The sequence below is a fragment of the Streptomyces sp. NPDC006326 genome (assembly GCF_040612915.1).
Lineage (GTDB): Bacteria > Actinomycetota > Actinomycetes > Streptomycetales > Streptomycetaceae > Streptomyces.
Genome location: NZ_JBEXRC010000043.1, coordinates 24,969 through 45,437 on the forward strand (window position 1 = coordinate 24,969; position 20,469 = coordinate 45,437).

Annotated in this window: 25 protein-coding genes and 2 pseudogenes; 8 read left to right on the forward strand and 19 right to left on the reverse strand. The window is 69.8% G+C overall.

Going from position 1 to position 20,469, the window contains the following annotated elements; translation table 11 throughout:
* Positions 1–41: 41 nt before the first annotated feature.
* Entirely contained in the window at positions 42–476 is a 435-nt protein-coding gene (locus tag ABZ128_RS27590) for a hypothetical protein (RefSeq protein WP_356851618.1), read from the forward strand.
* Positions 477–519: 43 nt separating this feature from the next.
* Here ABZ128_RS27590 and ABZ128_RS27595 read toward each other — a convergent pair whose 3' ends face one another.
* The 3 genes from ABZ128_RS27595 to ABZ128_RS27605 form a co-directional block, all read right to left on the reverse strand.
* Positions 520–1,173 (reverse strand): CE1759 family FMN reductase, encoded by a 654-nt coding sequence (locus tag ABZ128_RS27595; protein WP_356851619.1) that lies wholly within the window; start codon positions 1,171–1,173, stop codon positions 520–522.
* Positions 1,170–2,270, reverse strand: coding sequence for an LLM class flavin-dependent oxidoreductase (locus tag ABZ128_RS27600; RefSeq protein WP_356851620.1), 1,101 nt, complete (start codon positions 2,268–2,270; stop codon positions 1,170–1,172). The genes ABZ128_RS27595 and ABZ128_RS27600 overlap by 4 nt, the downstream gene beginning before the upstream one ends.
* A gap of 205 nt (positions 2,271–2,475) precedes the next feature.
* Entirely contained in the window at positions 2,476–2,862 is a 387-nt protein-coding gene (locus tag ABZ128_RS27605; protein WP_356851621.1) for a hypothetical protein, read from the reverse strand.
* A gap of 336 nt (positions 2,863–3,198) precedes the next feature.
* Here ABZ128_RS27605 and ABZ128_RS27610 point away from each other — a divergent pair, with 336 nt between their 5' ends.
* Entirely contained in the window at positions 3,199–3,390 is a 192-nt protein-coding gene (locus tag ABZ128_RS27610) for a hypothetical protein (RefSeq protein ID WP_356851623.1), read from the forward strand.
* 73 nt (positions 3,391–3,463) lie between these two features.
* On the opposite strand, the gene ABZ128_RS27615 is transcribed toward ABZ128_RS27610, so the two are convergent.
* Complete coding sequence (locus tag ABZ128_RS27615; RefSeq protein ID WP_356851624.1) at positions 3,464–4,516, reverse strand: serine hydrolase domain-containing protein; 1,053 nt, start codon at positions 4,514–4,516, stop codon at positions 3,464–3,466.
* 427 nt (positions 4,517–4,943) lie between these two features.
* On the opposite strand from ABZ128_RS27615, the gene ABZ128_RS27620 reads away from it, so the two are divergent.
* Both ABZ128_RS27620 and ABZ128_RS27625 read left to right on the forward strand, forming a co-directional pair.
* Positions 4,944–5,993 (forward strand): glucose 1-dehydrogenase, encoded by a 1,050-nt coding sequence (locus tag ABZ128_RS27620; protein ID WP_356851625.1) that lies wholly within the window; start codon positions 4,944–4,946, stop codon positions 5,991–5,993.
* Between the two features lie 117 nt (positions 5,994–6,110).
* Complete coding sequence (locus ABZ128_RS27625) at positions 6,111–6,512, forward strand: cofilin family protein (protein WP_356851627.1); 402 nt, start codon at positions 6,111–6,113, stop codon at positions 6,510–6,512.
* Positions 6,513–6,644: 132 nt separating this feature from the next.
* Here the strand turns inward: ABZ128_RS27625 and ABZ128_RS27630 are convergent, their stop codons facing one another.
* From ABZ128_RS27630 to ABZ128_RS27640, 3 genes are all read right to left on the reverse strand, one after another.
* Positions 6,645–7,094: an SRPBCC family protein gene (locus ABZ128_RS27630; protein ID WP_356851629.1), complete on the reverse strand. Its 450-nt coding sequence runs from the start codon at positions 7,092–7,094 to the stop codon at positions 6,645–6,647.
* A gap of 249 nt (positions 7,095–7,343) precedes the next feature.
* The gene (locus tag ABZ128_RS27635; protein ID WP_356851631.1) at positions 7,344–8,294 is read right to left on the reverse strand and encodes a MerR family transcriptional regulator; all 951 of its coding nucleotides are present in this window, start codon (positions 8,292–8,294) and stop codon (positions 7,344–7,346) included.
* A 117-nt stretch (positions 8,295–8,411) separates the two neighbouring features.
* Complete coding sequence (locus tag ABZ128_RS27640; protein WP_356851633.1) at positions 8,412–8,648, reverse strand: DUF6479 family protein; 237 nt, start codon at positions 8,646–8,648, stop codon at positions 8,412–8,414.
* 75 nt (positions 8,649–8,723) lie between these two features.
* Between ABZ128_RS27640 and ABZ128_RS27645 the strand changes: the two genes are divergently transcribed.
* The gene (locus ABZ128_RS27645; RefSeq protein ID WP_356851691.1) at positions 8,724–9,074 is read left to right on the forward strand and encodes a VOC family protein; all 351 of its coding nucleotides are present in this window, start codon (positions 8,724–8,726) and stop codon (positions 9,072–9,074) included.
* On the opposite strand, the gene ABZ128_RS27650 is transcribed toward ABZ128_RS27645, so the two are convergent.
* Positions 9,052–9,900 carry a MurR/RpiR family transcriptional regulator gene (locus ABZ128_RS27650; RefSeq protein ID WP_356851634.1) on the reverse strand — a complete coding sequence of 283 codons (849 nt, stop codon included), beginning with the start codon at positions 9,898–9,900 and terminating at the stop codon, positions 9,052–9,054. The two genes, ABZ128_RS27645 and ABZ128_RS27650, sit on opposite strands and share 23 nt — an antisense overlap.
* A gap of 923 nt (positions 9,901–10,823) precedes the next feature.
* Here ABZ128_RS27650 and ABZ128_RS27655 point away from each other — a divergent pair.
* Complete coding sequence (locus ABZ128_RS27655; protein ID WP_356851636.1) at positions 10,824–10,961, forward strand: hypothetical protein; 138 nt, start codon at positions 10,824–10,826, stop codon at positions 10,959–10,961.
* 300 nt (positions 10,962–11,261) lie between these two features.
* Here the strand turns inward: ABZ128_RS27655 and ABZ128_RS27660 are convergent, their stop codons facing one another.
* The 4 genes and pseudogenes from ABZ128_RS27660 to ABZ128_RS27675 form a co-directional block, all read right to left on the reverse strand.
* Positions 11,262–12,584 (reverse strand): hypothetical protein, encoded by a 1,323-nt coding sequence (locus ABZ128_RS27660; RefSeq protein ID WP_356851637.1) that lies wholly within the window; start codon positions 12,582–12,584, stop codon positions 11,262–11,264.
* A 256-nt stretch (positions 12,585–12,840) separates the two neighbouring features.
* Positions 12,841–12,963, reverse strand: a complete 123-nt coding sequence (locus ABZ128_RS27665; protein WP_356851639.1) for a hypothetical protein — start codon at positions 12,961–12,963, stop codon at positions 12,841–12,843.
* A gap of 184 nt (positions 12,964–13,147) precedes the next feature.
* Positions 13,148–13,570, reverse strand: coding sequence for a hypothetical protein (locus ABZ128_RS27670; RefSeq protein ID WP_356851640.1), 423 nt, complete (start codon positions 13,568–13,570; stop codon positions 13,148–13,150).
* A gap of 461 nt (positions 13,571–14,031) precedes the next feature.
* Positions 14,032–14,174: pseudogene (locus ABZ128_RS27675) on the reverse strand (IS481 family transposase); the annotation flags it as partial.
* A 98-nt stretch (positions 14,175–14,272) separates the two neighbouring features.
* Between ABZ128_RS27675 and ABZ128_RS27680 the strand changes: the two are divergent.
* A pseudogene (locus ABZ128_RS27680) lies at positions 14,273–14,446 on the forward strand (6-phospho-beta-glucosidase); the annotation flags it as partial.
* A gap of 133 nt (positions 14,447–14,579) precedes the next feature.
* On the forward strand, positions 14,580–15,569 hold the full coding sequence (locus ABZ128_RS27685) for a helix-turn-helix domain-containing protein (RefSeq protein WP_356851642.1): 990 nt from the start codon (positions 14,580–14,582) through the stop codon (positions 15,567–15,569).
* Between the two features lie 75 nt (positions 15,570–15,644).
* On the opposite strand, the gene ABZ128_RS27690 is transcribed toward ABZ128_RS27685, so the two are convergent.
* From ABZ128_RS27690 to ABZ128_RS27720, 7 genes are all read right to left on the reverse strand, one after another.
* Positions 15,645–16,223 carry a CHAP domain-containing protein gene (locus ABZ128_RS27690; RefSeq protein ID WP_356851644.1) on the reverse strand — a complete coding sequence of 193 codons (579 nt, stop codon included), beginning with the start codon at positions 16,221–16,223 and terminating at the stop codon, positions 15,645–15,647.
* Positions 16,224–16,802: 579 nt separating this feature from the next.
* Positions 16,803–17,072 (reverse strand): hypothetical protein, encoded by a 270-nt coding sequence (locus ABZ128_RS27695; protein ID WP_356851646.1) that lies wholly within the window; start codon positions 17,070–17,072, stop codon positions 16,803–16,805.
* Positions 17,073–17,095: 23 nt separating this feature from the next.
* Positions 17,096–17,329: a hypothetical protein gene (locus ABZ128_RS27700; protein WP_356851647.1), complete on the reverse strand. Its 234-nt coding sequence runs from the start codon at positions 17,327–17,329 to the stop codon at positions 17,096–17,098.
* An 834-nt stretch (positions 17,330–18,163) separates the two neighbouring features.
* Entirely contained in the window at positions 18,164–18,418 is a 255-nt protein-coding gene (locus ABZ128_RS27705; protein WP_356851649.1) for a hypothetical protein, read from the reverse strand.
* Entirely contained in the window at positions 18,415–18,720 is a 306-nt protein-coding gene (locus tag ABZ128_RS27710; protein WP_356851650.1) for a DUF6247 family protein, read from the reverse strand. Before ABZ128_RS27710 ends, ABZ128_RS27705 begins: the two co-directional genes overlap by 4 nt.
* Positions 18,721–19,000: 280 nt before the next feature.
* Complete coding sequence (locus tag ABZ128_RS27715; RefSeq protein ID WP_356851652.1) at positions 19,001–19,681, reverse strand: DUF2716 domain-containing protein; 681 nt, start codon at positions 19,679–19,681, stop codon at positions 19,001–19,003.
* On the reverse strand, positions 19,651–20,262 hold the full coding sequence (locus ABZ128_RS27720; RefSeq protein ID WP_356851654.1) for an RICIN domain-containing protein: 612 nt from the start codon (positions 20,260–20,262) through the stop codon (positions 19,651–19,653). Before ABZ128_RS27720 ends, ABZ128_RS27715 begins: the two co-directional genes overlap by 31 nt.
* Between the last annotated feature and the right edge of the window lie 207 nt (positions 20,263–20,469).

Genomic DNA, 20,469 nt, shown 5'->3' on the forward strand with positions numbered 1-20,469 from the left:
TCGGAGAAGGGTGTGGAACGTTGCGATCGAGGCGTGCCGGAATGCTCCTGGGCGCAGCCGCCCTGGCAGTGCTGACCATCCCCGCCAACGCCCATGCCGCAGCGGTCGCTTGCGGCGGAGGGACGTCGACCGGCCGTGTGGCCGTCAACGGCTGCATCAGTGCTCAGCGCGGATCGGTCGGGGAGTTCCCCACTCGCGAGATCACGGCGTACATCAAGGCGCGCAACACCGGAACAAGAGGGCTGAACGTCTCGTACGAGGCGTTCTTCCGGGTGGTGAGCGGTGGCCACTGGGAGAAGGTGGGCAGCGGCCGCGCCTACGTACGGGCCGGCGAGGCCATCGGCCCCGTCGAAGTGGGTAGCACGACCCGCGTGTGCGGCCCCGGGGTGAAGGTCGAGGTCCGTGTGCACGCCCGGGCCGACGGCGCTGCATGGAGCGGATGGTCTCCCGCGTCCACGAAGCAATGCCAGACCTGAGCACCTGAACCGTCCCGGCCGGGCGGACTCCGTCAGGCTGCGGCTACTCGGCCCGCAGCGCCGCCAGTCGCTGTTCGAACGGGACCACCTCGAAGCCGTCCGCCGGGTCCACCGACGTGATCGCTCCGGTCAGCGAACGGGGAGCGATCGCGGCGGCAGTGTCGACGTCGGGGGCGGCGGCCCGGGGAGCAGGCGCCATGAATCGCGCCAGCTCCGCGCCCGCACGGGCGATCCGCCGCTCCAGCCCTTCCTCGCCCCAGTCCTCCGAGGCCGCGTACACCGCGGTCGGCAGGACGAGCGCGCGCAGGTACGTGAACAACGGGCGCAGGGCGTGTTCGGTGACCAGGGAGTGCCGGGCGGTGCCGCCGGTCGCGCCGAGGAGCACCGGCTTCCCGGTGAGGGCGTCCTTGTCGATGACGTCGAAGAACGACTTGAACAGACCGCTGTACGACGCCGCGAACACCGGCGTCACGGCGATCAGGCCGTCCGCGGCCGCCACCGCGTCGAGCGCGGTGGCCAGCCGGGCGGGCGGGAAGCCGGTGACGAAGTGCTGGGCGATCTCCGTCGCGAGGTCCCTCAGTTCGATCACCTCGGACTCGGCGTCCACGTGGCCGAGGGTGGCGGCCGCGAGGCGGTCGGCGAGCAGGCGGGTCGAGGAGGGTGAGCTCAGTCCCGCCGATACGACAACGAGCTTCATGCCTGCGTCTCCTCCTTCGGTGCCTGCTGGGCCGCCGCCACGCGGGCCGCGTGCGTCGGGGCGTCCGGCACGCCGACCGGGCGCAGGTTGGCGAACTCCTTGCGCAGCACCGGGACGACCTCCTCGCCGAGCAGGTCGAGCTGCTCCAGGACGGTCTTGAGAGGAAGGCCCGCGTGGTCCATCAGGAAGAGTTGGCGCTGGTAGTCGCCGGCGTATTCCCGGAAGGACAGGGTCCGCTCGATGACCTGCTGCGGCGAGCCGACGGTCAGCGGTGTCTGGGAGGTGAACTCCTCCAGGGACGGGCCGTGGCCGTACACCGGTGCGTTGTCGAAGTACGGTCGGAACTCGCGTACCGCGTCCTGCGAGTTCTTGCGCATGAACACCTGGCCGCCGAGTCCGACGATGGCCTGCTCCGGGGTGCCGTGACCGTAGTGGGCGTAGCGCTGCCGGTAGAGGTTCACCATCTGCTTGGTGTGGGAGGCCGGCCAGAAGATGTTGTTGTGGAAGAAGCCGTCGCCGTAGTACGCGGCCTGCTCGGCGATCTCCGGCGAGCGGATGGAGCCGTGCCACACGAAGGGGGCGACGCCGTCCAGCGGGCGCGGGGTCGAGGTGAAGGACTGCAGCGGCGTGCGGTGCTTGCCCTTCCAGCTGACGACGTCCTCGTCCCACAGGCGGCGCAGCAGTGCGTAGTTCTCGATGGCGAGGTCGATGCCGTCGCGGATGTCCTTGCCGAACCAGGGGTACACCGGACCGGTGTTGCCGCGGCCCATCATCACGTCGACGCGGCCGTCCGCGATGTGCTGAAGCATCGCGAAGTCCTCGGCGATCTTCACCGGGTCGTTGGTGGTGATCAGGGTCGTCGACGTGGAGAGGATCAGGTTCTCGGTGCGCGCGGCGATGTAGCCGAGCATGGTCGTCGGCGAGGAAGGAACGAACGGCGGGTTGTGGTGCTCGCCGGTGGCGAAGACGTCGAGGCCCACCTCCTCGGCCTTCTGCGCGATGGCGAGCATCGCCTTGATCCGCTCGCGCTCACCCGGCGTGCGTCCGGTCGTCGGATCGGCCGTGACGTCACCGACGGTGAAGATCCCGAACTGCATGGCTACCCTTCCCAAGATTGTTTATGGTTCAACTATACATGGGAACCGGGGACGCGATCGAGGTATTCCGGAGGCATTCCGGGTGGCCTCCCCGTCGGGAACCAAGCCGTACGGGAGCGGCAGGGCGGCCACCCCGAGCTCGGGGGAACGGTCCTGGTCCAGGGCCTCGCGGCGGGTCCGGAGCAGCCCGCTCCCCCGGCGGGGTTCAGCCGGTGATGGTGACGCAGGGCAGACCCACGCTGGCACCCCCGCGGAAGCCTTCCGCGCAGAGCCGGGTGCCCGCGGGGAAGTGCCGTTGCGGGTAGGCCTGGTCCCGGTAGGTCCTGAACTTGGCGACGTCCTCGACCTTCGTGTTGGCACTCCAGCCGTTGGTGGTCCACACGCGGGCGCTGATGCGGTTCGGCTGGTTGGTGTTGGTGACCGACACCTCCACCCTGCCCAGGTAGGTGCCGTCGTCGTACGTCTCGATGCAGACCGAGTTGTTGCACCACTTGCCGGAGGCCGCCGCGGGCGGGCCGGCGGCGATGACACACGCGAGAGCCGCAGCTGCCGTTCCGATGCCCGCAGCGATCTTCTTGGTGACGTAGTGCATGGCAAATGACCTCAAGCATTCTTCTGGCCCGGGGCGGGCACGGATCGTGTCGGTCCATGTCTCTCAAGGCCCCACCGATCTGCGACGTCACAACGGTGCGGCCCCGAGTAGCCAACGCCGGGCAAGATCATGAGTTACGCCCCTCCGCCCTGGGCGACGTGAACGGTCGTGACGCGCTCGCCCTGGTCGTGGCCCTGGGCCTGGGCGCCGGAATGCTCCTGCGGGCCGGCGGCCCCCTGAACGTCCAGGCCCCGACCTCGTCCCTGCTGTCCTTCGCCAGCACCTCACTGATGCCTACGCCGTCCGCCGCCTCTGGGAGACCGGAGCAGGGCGGCCGTGACGATCCTGCTCGCGCCGCTTGTCCCGGGCAGCGCCGGGATCGGCGCCCAGTACTGCGGCGGTGCCCCGATCCGCGGCCACGCCACCCGGGCCCGCGAAGCCGAACGCGCCATGCGCTTCAACCCCTGCGCCGCCGGAACCGCGATGCCGCTGTGGCCCTGCGCGCAGACCCTTCCAGCAGATCCTTGAGGACCTCGGCCCACACCCCGCTTTCTGATCCAGGCGTCCAGCGGGAAAGGCGTTTGGTGACCCGGCCCGGCCGTCATTTGGTCCATATGTCCAGCAGCTGTTGTGCCGCTCGAAAACTGTCGGGTGAGTCAGAGTTGCACACGACGGTGACTGCGGTGTTGCGGTCGGGGCTCACCTTGAAAGTGCTGTGGAATCCCTCCCAGTCGCCGCGGTGCACGAGGCTCTTGTCGGGAAGAAGCACGATTCCGGCCCCATAGCGACCGTTTTCGATGCCGCGCCGACGCAAGGTGTCGCCCGTGCTGACCGCGCCCCGCGTGACCCCGTCGAGCAGGTGCGAGCCGCCGATGCGGCCGGTGCGGTAATTGTCCGCCCAGCGGACGAGTTCACCGGGGGTGGTTTGGACGGCTCCGTCTCCGTACTGTTTCCACGGGGATGAGTTGGGGGTGGAGGAGCCGCCCTTCTCGTCGTAGGACAGCGCCTTGCCGGGAACTTCCGCTGCCGGGGAAACCGTCATGCGCAGGTTCAACGGGGTGAAGAACTCCTGCTGGATGAACGTCGCGAACGGCTTACCGGTGACCTTTTCGACGACATGGGCCAGAAGAACGTAATTGGAGTTGGAATAGGAGAAACGCTGACCGGGCGCCTGGTCCGGCTGGGAGGCGAGGATGGCAGTCATCGCGTCCTGCTGGCCGGCCGGGTCGGTCATCTTGACTCCCTTGGCCTCCAGCAGATCCCCGTAATCGGGAATGCCACTGGTGTGATGCATCAGGTCGGCCAGCGTGACGCGCCGTGTCCAGCCGGGCGCGTTGTCGAGATACTCTGACAGAGGGTCATTCAGTGCGAGGCGATGCTGCCCGGCCAGCAGGAGAATGGCGTCCGCAGTGAACTGCTTCGAATTGGAGGCCATGTCGAAGACCGTCTTCGAGGTAATGGCACGCCCGGTCGCCACATCGGCTTTCCCTCTGCCCGCCTCCCAGACGACGTTACCCCGCGTGCCGACCGCTGCCGCACAGCCCGGGCCGTCGGGGGAAGGCACCAGCTTCTGGAGAACTTCTGCGCTGCGTTTCTCGCGGTCGTCGCCGGTCGCGTATGCCTGCGGGTTCACGACGCCGGTCAGTACGACCACAACCATGGCACCCCCGGCGGTACACAAGGACACCATCCGATTCACGTAAACCCACCCACCTTCTTTCTTCACTGTCGAGAATCCTCCGCCGTCCGTGCTTCAGCCAATCGATCAAGGCCGACCGGCCGGCTGCGGGTTCGGCGGTCCTCGTCGGCGGTTGCCCGCAGGACATCCCGGCCACCTACAACAGCATGGAGGACGGATTCACCCGACGTGTCGGCCAGTCGGCCCAATCCATCGGCTGACCGGGGCATCGGCCACAGGGTTGGTCCTGCAACGGGGTAGGGGCTCCGCAGCAAAGACGCACGAGCCCGTTCTGCTGGTCGTGTTCGGCGCGGTCGCCGAGCCGGCGGCGTCGTGGCGGGGTCCCTCCGTCGATGCCGCGACTGCGTGCAGTCGGCCACAGCACAACTGCCGGGAGAAGCCGATGCGTGCCCTCACCGTCCATCCCGCAACCGCCCGAAGCCTTGAGGTGTGCGACGTTCCCGACCCGGTGCGCGGCGAGCACGAGCTGCTGGTCGACGGGCTGGCGGTCGGTGTCTGCGGTACGGACAAGGAGATCGTCGCCGGCGAGTACGGGTGGGCCCCTCCTGGCGAGGACCGGCTGGTCATCGGCCATGAGTCGCTGGGAAGGGTGCGCGAGGCCCCGGCGGGCAGCGGTTTCGAGGCCGGGGATCTCGTCGTGGGCGTGGTACGCCGCCCGGATCCCGAGCCCTGCGGGGCCTGCGCACGGGGTGAGTTCGACATGTGCCGCAACGGCCGCTACACCGAGCGGGGCATCAAGGAGCGTCACGGTTACGCCAGCCAGTCCTGGTCGGTGGAGTGCGACTACGCGGTCGGGGTGGATCCCGGCCTGGAGCGGGTAGGGGTGCTCCTGGAGCCGACCAGCGTGGTGGCCAAGGCGTGGGAGCAGGTGGTGCGGGTCGGTGGCCGGTCCTGGTTCGAGCCGCGGCGGGTGCTGGTCACCGGGGCAGGGCCGATCGGTCTGCTGGCCGCTCTGCTCGGCGTACAACGCGGTCTGGAGGTGCACGTCCTGGACCGGGTGACGTCCGGGCCGAAGCCCGGCCTGGTCGCCGACCTGGGGGCGACGTACCACAGCGAGGACGTGGACCAGGTCACCTCCGCCATCCAGCCTGATGTGGTGATCGAGGCGACCGGTGCGGGAGCCGTGGTCTTCGGCGCGATGGCGGGGACTGCGAAGTACGGGATCGTCTGCCTGACCGGCGTGTCACCCCAAGGACGGAAACTGTCGGTGGACGCGGGGACCATCAACCGCGAACTGGTGCTGGAGAACGATGTGGTGGTGGGGTCGGTCAACGCCAACCTGCGCCACTACCGCCACGCCGCCGACGCGCTGGCGCAAGCGGAACGATCCTGGCTGGAACGGTTGATCACCAGGCGGGTGCCGCTGGAGCGCGCGGGAGAGGCGTTCACCGCGCAGGAGGGCGACATCAAGGTCGTGATCGAACTGGCCTGACCGGCCGGCACCCGGGGCCGCGCCGAGGGTGTGTGCCGCGTTTTCAGGACAGCGCATCCTCAGCAGGCTCTGCACCGTTGTGCCGCGTGTGACGGCCCCGATCGAGAAGAGAGAACCGTGAGCAGCCCGGTCGGTCTTTCGGAGGCATGCCGTGATGCCCTCCACCACGTGAAGGAAACGCGGGAGGTCAACACCGTGATCCTCCGCTACGGGGACGCTCCGGGCGTCCTGGTGCCGGAGGTGGAGGCGAACCTGACGCATGACGAGCTGATCCAGGCGCTGCCCGCGGACGCGCCGCGTCTGGTGGTCCACGAGCTGTCCTTCGCCACCCACGAAGGCGCACGCCGCCACGAGCGGCTGCTGATCTGGTGGATGCCTCCTGCCGCCGGCGGACAGGAAGCGACGTACGCGGCCGGCTATGCCGCCTTGGAGGAGTTCCTCTCCGACGTGCACGTCCGCCTCAGGGCCACGGGGACGGACCAGCTGGACTACCAGCGGCTCGTCGCCCTGGCCGGCTGACACCTGGCCCTCGGCTGCCGACGGCCCGCGGGGCGGTGTGCGCGGGACGGCAGGCGGCCGCCACGCGGTGGGGTCCGCGCGGCGGCCGCCTGCCGTCCCGGCTGCCCGGGGAGGGCGAGTGGAAGAGGGGGGTCAGACCTGACCGCGCCATCCTCCGGTGGCGGCGCCCCGGTCCTCGATGAAGTGCTTGAACCGCTTCAGGTCTCCCTTGACCTGCCGGTCGACGAACCCGAGCTTGTCACCGATGCTCTCGGCCATTCCCTCGGGGTCGTAGTCCATCATGAGCGTGACCTGCGTGTGGGAGGGGTCGATGGGCTGGAAGGTGACCAGGCCGGACTGCTCGCTCTCACCTCCCACCGTCACCCAGGCGACCTTGGTGTCGGGGACCTGCTCGGTGATCTCCGCATCGAACTCGCGCTCGATACCGCCGATCTTCGTCACCCAGTGCGTGAGCGTGTCCGTGCGCTGCTCGATACGCTCCACACCGTCCATGAACTGCGGGAACGACTCGAACTGCGTCCACTGGTCATACGCCGTACGCACCGGCACGTTGACCTCGATCGACTCCTTGACCTGCGACACGACTTCTCTCCCTTGCGTTCGGGTGGTGACGCGGGAGCCGGCGGTCTCGGGCCCGCCCGGCTACCGCGGGGGCATCGAGATCCGTGCCCTCTCACCGCGCGTCTGCCCCGGCACCCGGTCGGCAACGCCCCGAACGGGTCCACTTCCCCGGCCAGGCAGACCCCGTACTCGCGGCACCGGAGCGCCCCTCCAGGCCGGCGCCGCGGGAGGGCGCGTGGGGCCCACCGGCCGGTCGGCCGGCCCCGCCCGCTAACCACGGTCCGGCCGGGGGCGGCGCAGGGCCTTGATGATCCAGGGCTGGAAGGGGAGGTGTCCGGGGACCACCTGCCAGTCGTTGACGGTCCAGACCAGGCGCCAGTAGCGCTCCACGAGCGGGTCGTACCCGTCCTCGAACTGCCGCGCCATCCACTCTCGTAGCTCGGGGCCGACCGGGCGGCCGAGCACGGCGGCGAAGCGGGCCACGACGCTGTCGACGACCGCGACGGCCTCGTCCCCCTCCGGATCGGTGCCTGCCTCCCTGGCGGAGGCAACCGCCTCCCTGGCGAAGCACACGAGCTCCGCCGCCGTCTCGGGAGCGGTGTCCGGCAGGGCGTCCTCGTCGGCCGGGGGAAGCGCCGCGTGCGCCATGCGCGCGCGGAAGCCGTCGTCGGCCATGAGTTCGGCGATCTCCAGCCAGGCAGCGAGCTGCGCGTCGGACGGGTCGTCGGGGAGGTCGGGGACGGCCGTGCGCAGGGCGGCGGCCGCGCTGCGGGCTGAGGGTGTGTCGGCGGTGAGGCCGGCGATGAAGTCCGCCACCAGGCGTCGTCGTTCATCGGACGTGAGGCGGGTGAGCTGGTGCACGAGAGACATCTCCTCGGGGCTGGAGCCGCGTCGGGCGAGGTAACGCAGGATGCTCCCGCGCAGGCGCAGGGCGCGGATCTGGACCTCGGTGGCGGCGGCATGCGCGGCGGCGACCTCGGCGACGCTGAGGGCGCCGCCGAGGATGCGGCGGATGGTGGCGAGATCGACGTCCAGCTCTCGCAGCACGCAGATGGTCTGGAGCCGTTCGAGGGCCGCGTTGTCGTAGCTGCGGTAGCCGGCCGGGGTGCGATGGGTCGGCGGCAGCAGTCCGATGTCCGAGTAGAACCGGATCGTTCGTACCGGCACACCGGTACGGGTCGACAGGCTGCCGATCGAGTGCAGGGACGTCGTGCCGTTCATGGCCCTCAGTCTCCGGTCTCCAGTGACTGGAGAGTCAAGCCGTGTACGCACCGCGCGGTGCCCCCGCCCACGTTGCAGTGAGTCCTGCGGTCAGCGGGACCAGCACACTCACGGGACTTACGGGCGCGGGTGCTGCCCGCCCTCCTGGGTGCGAGCACGCTCCTGGGGGGTCTGCCAGGAGTCCTCGCGGCGCTGCACCGCGGGGTTCTGCTCGGCCGGCCGAGCCGGGGCGCGGCGCCTGCGTCGACTGCCGTACCAGAAGGCTCCGATCAGGAGGACCACAAGGAGCACTCCGACGAGCATGAGGAGGAGCGAGGCCTGGGCTTCGGCCGCGAGGGTTTCCATGGGTGTCATGAGCGGCGCCTACCCGCGATCCGACGGCCTACCGGACGCCATACGGGTCGATGTCCGCGCCGCCGCCCAACCGATCTGGACCGGGCCTTGGAGTTCTACACGGAACGGCTCGGACTGGAGAAGCGTGTCGACTACCCGGGGCCGGACGGGCGCTTCCTGACGGTCGCGCCGAGCGATTCCGCGGTCGAGATCATCCTGTGGCCCGGTCACCCGGGTCAGGGGCCGACGGTCGACGGCGGCCCGGGCATGGTCGGGCCGGTCTTCCTTGAGTCCGACGACCTGACGCAGGAGTTCAAGGTTCTCCGGGACCGAGGCGTCACCTTCGAGGAGCCCGAGCCCATCCACTATCCGTTCGGCGTTCGTCGCCGGCCGATGCGTCGCCTCTGGTCGCCGTGGGCGGCCGTCAGTACGAGTGGTCGACCGTGACGTCGGCCGACAGCCGCAGCGCCGCTTCGGCCGGCGCCCCGCGCCGTCCCAGCAGGGTGAGGGTGAGGGCGTCGATCACGGTGAGGTGGGCCAGCCTGCTGGCGACGGTTTCGAGTCCGAACACCAGGTCCTGGCCGCCCGCGACCAGCGTGCAGTCGCTGGACTCGCTCAGCGGTGAGCGGGCGTAGCTCGTCAGGGCGACGACCCGGGCCCCGGCCCGCCGCGCGCCCCGGGCGGCGTCCACCGTGCTGCGCGTGGCGCCCGTATGGCTGATGGCCAGGCAGACTCCGTCGGACGTCAGCTGCGAGGCGGCCAGTTGGGCGGTCAGCGGGTCGGCCGGCGCGTCGACCGCGCAGCCCAGTGCGCGCAGCCGGTAGGCGGTGTCCAGCGCGACCGCGCCGGAGAGTCCCGCGCCGACCACGAGCACGCGGGTGGCCGCGTCGATCAGTCCGGCCGCCGTGCTCAGCCGCTCCGGGGTCACCGTCGTCGCCACCCCGTCCAGCGCCTCCCGAGCGGCGCGGACCGTGTCGGCCAGGGCGCGGGCGGCCGGGTCCCGGTCCCGCGAGGGGGCCTGGGCGGGTGCCTGCCGGGCGGCGGCGATCTTCAGCTCCTGGTACCCGCGGAACCCCAGCCGCTGGCAGGCCCGTACGACGGAGGACGGCGCGGTGCCGGCCAGGGCCGCGACATCGCTGACGCTGAGGTGCACCAACTCCGCACCCTTGTCGAGAACGACTTGTGCCACGCGTACCTCGGTGTCACGCAGCTCGGACAGGTGCGCCCGGATGTGAGCGGCGAGCCCGCCCCGCGCCACGGATCCGATTTCCATGGAGTTACCCTACCAGGGAAATTCATTCCACAGTCAGTCGTGGGGAGCGAACGTGCCCGCACACCTGCCGTCCATGACGGGCCCGGCCGCGGTGCCGGCCGTCGTCCTCGCGTCGGCGCCGTGGTGTCGATCGACACGGGACGGGTGTCCGCGGGTGTTTTGCTCCCGGTGTCTGCCTCGGTCTCGTCGCCACCCGACTCCTGTATCTGGGCCGCACACCGGCTCGTCGCCGGCCGGATCCCGTCCCGCGCAGCGGTGGGCGTCGCCTTCGGCTTCGGGCGGACGGCTGGTCTCCACGACTCCCGGCTACGGCCCCACAATGCGCGGTGGCGCGTGACACGGGTGCGGGGGGGTCGACTTCCGCGCTGGGGATGCCCAGTGTGGTGGCCGTCGATGAGTGGGGGGTGCCGGGCTCCGGTCGGGGGGTGCCGGGAGTTGACGGCGCTTCAGCTGTTCGCGGAAGTCGACGCCGCCGTCGGCGAGCGCGGCCGCCGATCGGACCGCGCGCCGGAAGGTCTGGCAGAGGACCCGGCCCCCACCAGTCCCCGCTGGCCGCCTTTCCGATCTCGCATTCCGTAGCGCGCGTGGCCGAGCCGAGCCGAAGTGTGCCGTCTGAAACCTCGGCTTGGTCCACCGCGTGCAGGACAAAACCACGGTCCTCGTCGCTGCGGTCGCCACGTTGGCGGTGAGCATCGCGCCGTCGAGCGCCACCGACATCGGTACGGCGCAGTTGTCGCGGACGCTGTATCTGACCGATTCGCCGTCGGCCGGCGCGTCCGCCCCCATGAGCCGGAGCATCTATCTGGCCGCAGGCTGGTACGACTGGTCCTCGTTCGTGGGCGGCGAGGCCCCAGACGGTCGCGAGCAGGCACATCTACCTGGCCGCAGGATGGTATTCCTGGAACTGCGCCATCCACTCCCCCGTGAACGGCCGGTACCAGGACACCTGCTCGCTCGACCACGGAGCCGGGCCCGCGTTCCTCGTTTCCGACCAGTTCAAGCTCTACGTCAGCGGCAGCTACACGGTCTACAGCCTTCTGTACGGCCCGTTCCCGGCCTAGCCCTGGCTCTTCGAACGAAGGCCCGCCCGTACCGGCGGGCCGCTTCGGCTGTTCGGGCCGGTGACACCGGGAACCTCACGCGGTTTCTCGCAGCTGAGCCGGGTGTGGGGCGAGCCGGCCTGCCCCTGCCCTGACTCAGCCCGTGGCGCTTCCCGCGTCAGGGGAAGGGAGCTGCGCTCTCCATCACGCCGAACCAGGCGATCACGAGAGGTCAGGGCACATCCTGTCACCGAGGACTCGGATGAGGCCGGTCACCGTCCTCGTGCCGTGAGCCACAGCCGGCCTGCCCTGCGCGGCCGGTCAAATCCAATGGACCGGAGCGGATGTCTGCGTCCAGTGCCAGTTGACAGGGCCCCACTCCTTCTTCAAGGCGGTGCGCTGGCGGGTGTACGCGCGAAGTGCGTCCTCGACCGCGGCCGCCAGGGTGGCGAGGTCGTCGGGCGCGGGGATGCGCAGGATGAGGTGTTGCTTCGTGTGGACAAGCAGCAGGTCGCCGTTGGGGGCGCAGGTTCCGAGGACGAAGTGGGTCAGCGGCTTGAAGGTCTTGTTCTCGGTGTCCAGCTTGGCACGGAGCACTCCCCCCTTGTTCCAGGCGTAGAGGCCGTAGCGGTTGAGGTGGAAGGCGTGGCCCCGGTTCGCGTCGGCGGCCAGGTTGAAGCAGTGGCCGGTGAAGGGGGAGTCGCGCCACTCGTGCAGGCCGTGGAGACGTCCGGTCATCTCGCCCTGTTCGTTGACGAGGGCGAAGACGAAGGGCTGGCCCCGGCTGCCCCCGCGGAACGTCTTGGCGTGGAACGGGACGACGAAGAGGCTGTCGGAAAGCGGTACCGGTCGGCCGAGGCGGGAGTCGTGCCAGTTCGAAAGGCGGTCCTCCCCCGCCACCAGTTCGGTGAGCGCGGGACGAGGCCGGTTGGTCATGCCGACAGGGGCGCCTTGATGGGTGGCGTGGGCGCGCAGGTCGATCTCGCTTTGATGGGCCGGTTCGGGGTCCAGAGAGGCCAGTATGTTGATCACCGGCTTGGCATCGGCGGTCAGCGCGCCGTCGGCGACGCCGATGAGGTTGGTCAGGACGTTGCCGTACCTCCACACGCCGTACTCGGCGACGGTGCACAGGAGGCGACCCGAGGGCGTGACACTGACGGAGCAGGCGAAGGGGTCGCCCTCGGCCGGCGTGAACTGCTTGAAAGGGCGCCCGTCCTTCGAGTCGTAGAGGGCCAAAACCCGGCTCAGATCGGGTGCGACGAGAGTGGTGTTGTTCGGCTTCGCGCTGATGGCGAGCATGCCGTCGGGCAGGACGCACAGGCTGATGTCGCCGCCGTCGGCAACGGCCGAATCCCCTCCATCCGCACCGCCGGTACGGAACAGTGCGGTGTCCAGGACCTCGGCATCCGAGGAGTACCGGGTGATGACCCGGTATCCGAAGTTTGCCTTTCGGGGGTCCCGTTCGTCGTCGGTGACTCCGTAGGTGTGGCGGTACACGCCGTACAGCGCGTACACCTCGCCGTTCGGGGCGCCGGCGACATCGAAGAAGTGCACACCCCAGCCCTTGGAGTAGAGCGGGGTCAAGTCGAGCTGGTGGTGGTCCACCAGCGTGCCGGGGAGGGCCAGCGGAAGAGTCTGGATCATGCATGTCATCCTGGCTCATGTCACTGACACCAGGCAGGGTGATGAGGCCGACGGGGCGGAACACTCGGCGCCGTCGGCGCGCGATTCGCCGGGCCAGAAGCACCGAAAGGACGGCGACATCGCCGAGGGCGATGCCAGAGGCGGTGCGGAACCGCTGAGTGCAAAGAGGTGATCAGCTCCACCTCCTCATCGCTTGGAGGGAACCGATGCCATGTCGGGGACGGCATGCTCGCACCCCGCCTTGGCTTCGGTGACCTCAATCGGCTTCTGACAGGATTTCAACTTCCGAAGAGGCGATGAAGACATGCACCTGCCCACGAGAACGTCGCGCCGCTCTCCAGCGCCCGCCCAGCTCAACGCCCCGCACGCCGGTGAACATGGCCCTTCCACCTCACATGGGGCCGACCCGCTGTCCATGGAGGCTGTCGATCTTCGGCGGCGGACGCCGGTACTTGGTGTTCGTGCCGTGTCTGCGCCGCCGACTGCCAGGCGGCCCGGACGGGTCGTGGGTTGGCATATGGGGGCAGCCTGCTCCGTGCAGCCAGCGGTCCCTCCATACCGGGTCAGCTGAACGGAACGTAGCTCTGACCATTGAGGAACAGGTACCCCTGGGCTCCGATCCCCCACCGGTACATCTGCGCCGATCCCCCCTCGGTGTAGGTCGTGAGCTGGTTCCCGTCGACCGTGAAACGGCCAGTGATGCTCGCGTTGCCGATGTCCATCCTGTACGAGCCGTCCGGGTAGAAGCTGTACACCGAAGACTTGAAGCCATCGGAACTGCCGCCGCTCCAACTTCCGATCAATGCGGCCGGGACGTCGGAGATCTGCTTCTGGTCGACGGAGGCGCCGCCGCCCGAGGCGCCGGGCCCGTTGTCACCGCCCGGTGTGCCACCCGTACCGCCGCCGCCCCTACTACAGGCGCCAAGGGCGAGCAGTGCGCAGAGCACCACCGCGGGTATTGCCGCTGTGCGTCGGGGCTTCCTCATGGCGCCTCCAAGCGCTGCGGTAAGCGTTCAACCCACCGTCGATCCAGCTGGAACCGAGCGCAAGGAGACGACAGAAAATAGCGCATAACGACCGCATCTGATCGTCTGAGCGCGGACTTGAGAGGGCGGCAGGTGATCGACACAACGACCGTCCTGGTGGTCGTCGACCAGCCGGCCCCATTCGGAGCTGCGCCGCTGGTCGCGTGGGAGGTGGGCTGCTCCGCCGCCTTGGCCGGCGATCCAGGTGTGCTGCGATTGAGCTGCTGCGGCAACATCGGCACCCCCGCGGTGTAAGGCTTGCCCCGGTCGCCCTCACGGTCTCGCTCTTGTCGTCACCTTGCCCGTCCACTCAGTGGCTGTGGGCCATGGCGGTCATCGTCCCCGCCTGTTTGGGGGATCCGCAGGCCACCTCGGTCCTCACCCACCGGGGTGGAGCTCTTGCGCTGGTCGGTGGTGGCCTGGCGGTTGCGGTCACCGGCCACCCTGCCCACAACGCGCCACCCGCCGCCGTCGGGACGTTCCCGAGTTTCTTGATGTCGACATGGATCAGCCCGCCCGGCTTTGATCGCTCATAGCGGCGGACGGCCCGGCCGGTGGGCCGGTCGGCCGGTCCAGCCAGGCCAGGCCAGGCCAGGCCAGGCCAGGCCAGGCCGCACCGCATACCGGCCTCGATGGAGGCCGAGGTCTGCCGGGTGCCGGGCCGTCACCTCCGTCAAGGCGGTCGAGCGGGCGGTGCTCCGGGCCGCTGCGAGCGGCTCCCGGGCCGACGCCGTCACGGCCTTCGCCCTGCACCCGCTGGTGGGCTCCGTCAGCGTGACGCGCCGGCTGCTCGACGGATATGCGGCCGTGCACCCGGGCCTGGCCCATCTGCGCTGACCCCGGACGGGGGCCCGGTCCCGCAGCCCCGTCCCTACGGCCGCGGCGATGCGGGCACGTACTGGTGGGATTTCCTCCAACGGGCCGACGAACCCGTTGCCCGATGCCGTCGCCGTGCACTACTCCTGTTCGGATGGACGAGACCGAGTTACAGCCCTCAGGCATACGCAGCGTCGACGCCTTCATGGCGGCCCTGCGGGCGCTCAAGGCCCGTTCCGGCCTGACCCTGCGGCAGTTGGAGAGCCGGGCGATGGCCCAGGGTGACGTACTGCCCCGCAGCACCGTCGCCGACCTGCTGCGCAGACGCACCCTGCCCCGCCGCGAGACGGTCGCCGCCTTCGTCCGCGCATGCGGGGAGGAGGCTGGATCGACGGAGTGGTTGCAGGCCTGGGAGCGCCTGGCGAGAGCGGACCCCGCCGCGGACGCCGGAGGTGACGGCGGCCGGGACCCCGGCGACGGAGGCGGCGCCGAGCAGCAGGTACGGCCTTCGGGAGCCGGGATCCCGGGAAGAGCCGTGCTGCTGGTGGTGGTGGCCGCCGTGGCCCTGACCGGAGCCGTCGCGGCGGGCGTTCTGCTGAACCGGGATCAGGCGACCCTGCGCCCGCCCACGACGGGTGCGACCGCGAGCCGGCCTCCCGGTCTCCTCTCCGTACCCTCCGCCGGGAGCTGGGCCCGCATCCGCCCTGCCCGGACTCCGGAGCTGTGCCTCACGGCGGGCAAGGAGCGCTCCGGGCGGTACGGATCCGAGGTCGCGGTCCAGCGCCCCTGCGCGGAGCCCGGCCCGCGCACGTTCCTGCAGCCCGTCGGAGACGACCTGGCCGCCATCAAGTGGGAGCATCCCACGAGCAAGGCAATGGGCTGTCTGACCGTCCTCGACAGCGGTCCGGCCAAGGGGTTGGTGGAGCCGCAGGACGACTGCGGTGCCGGCAGGGACGCACAGCTCTTCAGGATCGAACGTTTCGGCACGACGGCGGAGGGCTACCGGCTGAGGAGCGCCCGCACCGCAAACTGCCTGGGCGTCCTCGACGGTGAGACGGTCGCCGGAGCCGAGGTCGTCCCCCAGCCGTGCGGCGATCTGCCCGGCCAGCGCTTCCTGGTGGACCTCCTGCCAGTGACGTCGTGACACCGCCCGCTCCACGCGGGCCCGCCGGGCAGGCGGCCCGCCGCCCCGGGCAGGGCAGCGGGCCGCCGGCGTGGGTCAACGGGCCACCGGGGTGACGTAACCGCTGATCTTCTGGGTGCCGTTGACCTGGGTGCCCACCTTGTAGGACTTCCAGGTGTGGGAGCTCACACTGCCAGGGACGCCCTGGTTGCCGCCCACCACGGTGATCTTCTGGCCGGAGATGGCCACCACGATGGCCACGTGGTCGTTTCCGTAGCCGTCGGGGCCCAGGTTGTAAAGGATCGCGTCGCCGACCTTCGGAGTACCGTGCAGGGAACCGTACTTGGTGAAGCTGGAGGCGAGGTTGTCGAGCTGGTTCATCCTGCCGCCCACGCCGTTCTTCCACCACACCCAGCCGACGAAGTCGGCGCACCAGGCGTGCGCTTCGGTGTGGTGGGGGCCGCAGCTGCCCGTCTGCTTGGTGCCCCGGCCCCAGTAGCTTCCCTTGTTGTTGAGGCCGCAGGGGCCGGCGCCTATCTGCCCCTTGGCGGTGGCGGCGATGTTCGCCCCCAGTGAGGCGGCCTGGGCGTTGCCGACGCCCGTGACGGATAACGCGGTTCCGGCGAGCAGGGTGACTGCGGCGCCCCTGACCGCGAGGGAAGTGAGCTTGCGCATGGCTGACTCCATGGTCGAGAGCCGTGGTTCGCACGGCAGTTCGCTGGGATGGCAGAACTCTCGACGGGGTGGCGCGGCTCAGCCAAGCGAAACGCTGTCCGGGACTGTCCGGCCCTGTCCGGGCCGCTGTCCGTGCAGCTCAGCAGGGGTGCACCGGACATGCGTCGGCAGTGCGTGGGCCTGCCGCCGGCGTCCTGGCGGTGGGCGCGGCGGAGCGCACCGCCGGCCGTCGGGGCCGGGGCTCGCACGGGTTGACGCCGAACTGCCAGTCGTCCAGCACGGGTTGAGCGCGTCGGCGCAGGGCCGAAGACGGGATCCAACGCGGCAGCCGGAATCCCGCCGGGGCGTGCTCGGCGTCGCTCGCAGGCGCCGTCCGGCGGGTGCGTGGGCGTGCACCGGCGTCACCCCCGGGGGGTGACGCTGGCTCGGTCGGACGTCAGGGCGGGCTGATCCGGCATGATCCGGAAGGCACCGCCTAGACGACCGGCGTATACACCGCTGCCGCGCCCGCTTAAGAGGAGTGGATTCAGCGTCCATCGCTGCAGCAGCCCGATGGCGACCGAATGAGACAACGACTGCTTAGCCGACTGCCGAAGTCGGCCCCTGGCCGAACCTGGGAACGCCCTCCACCGTCACATTCAGGCGCAGCCGTTTGAGCTGCGGGCGAGCCACGGTGCCGGTGATCGCGCCGATCACGGCTTCGGTGGTGTCCCTGCGGCGGATCTCGTACCAGCCGCGCATGCCGGGCAGGTAGCGCTGGTTCGGGCCCTTGACGACGATGCCCTCGACTCCGGACACGTCCGTCCAGTCCTCCAGCCACTCCCGGGCTTTTGCAGGATCCATGGTCATGGGGCACAGCGTCCACGGTGCAGTCAGCTCGTGGACGTCGAAGACGTCTTCCAGGATCCGCCGCGCTCGGCGTAGGGCCGGGCAAGCAGCTCCACGCCGTCGCACTGCAGGACGTCGAACACGACGAAGAACGCCGGCAACACCGAGGCAAGCCCGCGTGCGCTCCTGCCGCGGGCAGCAACCCGGCGCTGCAACTCCTCGAAACTCAGGTGTCCGGTCTGCGGATCCCACACGAGGAACTCGCCGTCGAGGACCAAGCCGCCCAGCTGCCCGACGGCGGCGCCACCAGGTCAGGGAACCGGTCCTGGATCAGGGCTCCGCGCCGACTCTGGAGCAGGACCCGCCCACCCGGGCCAGCCGACGTGAAGATGAGCGCCCGGAACCCGTTGAACTTCCGCTCAAACCCAACAGACCCCGAGCACGCCCGGGGCGGGCACCGACTCTGCGGCCTGCGCCAGCATCGGCTCGACCGGCGGCCTGAACACCACCTCGCCACGCCTCCTCGCCTCGGCCGGGCCGCGGCCTGACGGGCGACCCGGACATGTACGACACAGGCCCATGACCTGGGGTGATGGTGGGTGAGGCACTAGCTCAGAAATCGACATGCAATAGGAGGGTTCAACCGAACCGAGGAGCGCACCATGACCTCCCCCGTCCCCGCCGACAGACCGCAGCCCGTCACCTGGGCTCCCAGCCAGACCGGCCCCTGCGCCCGATGCCACCAGGACAACTGCCCCAGCCCCGGCAACATCGACGACATCGTCATCACACCCCGACCACCCCCTCCGGCCCCGTCCTCAACTAAACCGGCCACAGCCCGGGCCGGAGCCGCACAACCTAAACGACGAAGCCACACCAGACGGGGACGGTCGCGCACAGTCGCGACCGTCCCCCCAGCGCGCCAAACCGCTGAAGCTCCAGCCGGTGGAAATCCGCGACAACTGCTGGACCGTATCGCCGAGGGCCGAGTGGGAAGGTTGGCTCGATGACCTCGATGACACCGAGCAGCCCGAGGACCTACACCGGGCCGCAGGCGAATTGCGGTTCCGCCCTGGTGATCACGGTGGGACTCTCGCACGCACGCAGCGCGGTCAGCCGAGCCAGACGATGTCGATAACGTACAGGCGGCCGCTGGGCCGGTTGATGAAGTAGACGGTTGTCAGCTGCCCGACAGAGGCGGACCGGATGTCCTCGCCTTCGGGGTCACGGCTGTCGAACGCCGGAAACGACCACGGGTCGCGGGAGGCAAGGTCCAGGACATCGCGGACCATCTCCACCGCATGCTCAGGAAGCCCGGTAAGCACTTTCGCGGCCTGCGGGGAGAGCCGGGCCGGCCACGCGCTCACGGGCGTGCGCCCAGAACGTCTTCCAGGCCGATGCCGTCGGAGTCGTCCAGCCCGGAGGCGATGAAGGCATCGACCGCCGAGGCGGCTGCCAGGCGCGCCTTCCAGGCGCGGACGACCTGGTGGAGGGGAGTGAGGCTGTAGCTGTGCCGGGCGTCTTCCAGTGCCTGTGTCCAGTCCCGCTCGAACGCCGGCACCCACTGCGGGGCCCGGGGGTCTTCCCGGACCCGGGCAAGGAGCTCCGCAGCCGCGGTGGGGGCGGGCGCCGGGGGTGGTGCGGGCGCGTGTTCGGGCTGCGCGCTCATGGGCTCCTCCAAGTGTGTTTCCCGACCACGGTACCGGGCCTGGGAGAGGCGCATGGGGGATCCTGGGGTGTCCCTCTTTGCTGCGGAGTTGGCAGCGGCGGAGACCAGGGCGCAGCGGGTCGGGGAATCAGGCTGCGGCAAGCTCGGGTGCGCTCTGGACCAGCTCACGCAACTGTTCTCGCCTGGGCGAGAAGCCCAAGCGGGCACGATCGACTGACATGCACGTCAGCTTTTGACGCGGACCAGCTTCATTGTCGCGACCTCGCTGAGGTTGACGGTCTTACCGTAGTCCGGGTCTGCCCCAGTGGCCTGGGCCTTGGCCTCGACGTCGCCTGCCTGGAAGGGCGTGCTCCCCGTGGGGGCCGCTCAAGGCGCTGCTGTGGTCTCGTGTCCGAGCGTTGAGCAAGGCCGCGGACCTGCGTCGCTCAGTCCCGGCGCCTGACCGGTTCCCCGAGCAGGTGCTCAGCTCTGCCTGGACGGCTGTGAGCAGCGAGGATCCCCAGACGGTCAGGGTCTGCTCCCAGGGATGCCCGAAGGTGCCCAGGCGCAGGTCATGAGTGAGGTGGAGGTAGTAGTCGCCGTTGGGGTAAGTGCCCGCGCGCACCGCCTCCGGGTCGCCGGCCTCCACCACCACCCGCGACCACAACCCGCAGCCGACGTCCGCCCGGCAGGACCAGACCCGCGCCCACCGCCACGCCGCGAGAAGCACCCGCAGCCCGCCTGCGGCCTGCCTGCGATCTCTCGCTTTCGTGTCAGTGGATGACCTGCACGTCGGCGAGCGAGCCCGCCCCTGGGCCCACTGACCGGCTGCCCGGGCAACGGCGCGTGCGGCACCCCACGGAAAATCTGCGCCAGGCTGCGCAGGCGCTTGCAATACCCCGGTGAAGGGGTGGCCGCCCGAGAGTGCCCTCGGGCGGCGCCTCGGTTGGGCTATCCGGCTGGCGGCCTTACGAAGCGCCACTGCTGGTTGAGAGCGGGTTGAGTGCCAGCTCCCAGGTTTGCCTGAACTACCTCGGCTGCGTGCTTCTGGCTGGCGTTCTTGACGTCCAGGACCATGCCGCTGTGGGACGCAACAATGGCGACACTGTTACCGATTTGGGGCACAACGCCGATTGAGCTGTTGACCAGCGGCCTCCTGCCCCTCGGCTGTACGAACGACCACACCTGATTACTGCCGCCCGAGCAGTTCGCCTGCACCACGGGGGCGCCGTGCTGACGGCTGCCCCAGGCGACGTCCAGGCACATGTTGGAGTGCCTGGCCTGGATCTTGAAACTTTGGCCGTCGCCTTGCGGCACAAGGCGCCACTGTTGGTTGTGTCCCCCTCCGCAGGTCGCTTGCAGGATCCGGGCAGCGTTGTCGTAGCTGGCCCAGGCCACGTCCAGGCACATGTCGGAGTGCCTGGCCCTGATCTGGAAAAAGCCTCGATCGACTGGAGTCGTCGGCGCCGCCGCTTCGGCCGTGCTCGGGCCGGGCAGGAGGCAGGCGGCCGCGAAACCGAAGCAGATCGCGGTTCGCGAGATCCTTCGCGCGGTGTGGGACATGGCGCTTTCACCTTCAGGTGGTTGGCGGCCGCCGCACCCGCCCTTCGTGGGGCGACGAACACTCAAGCGTGAACAGTTGAATGGAATGCGGTAAGCGCGCCCTGACCGGACTCGGATAGGGCCGTCTGCAGGGACCGGGTGTGGACCCGTTCTTGCTGTCGCCATGACCGCATGCACTTCTCAGGCTAGGCCGGGCTCTGGTCCACC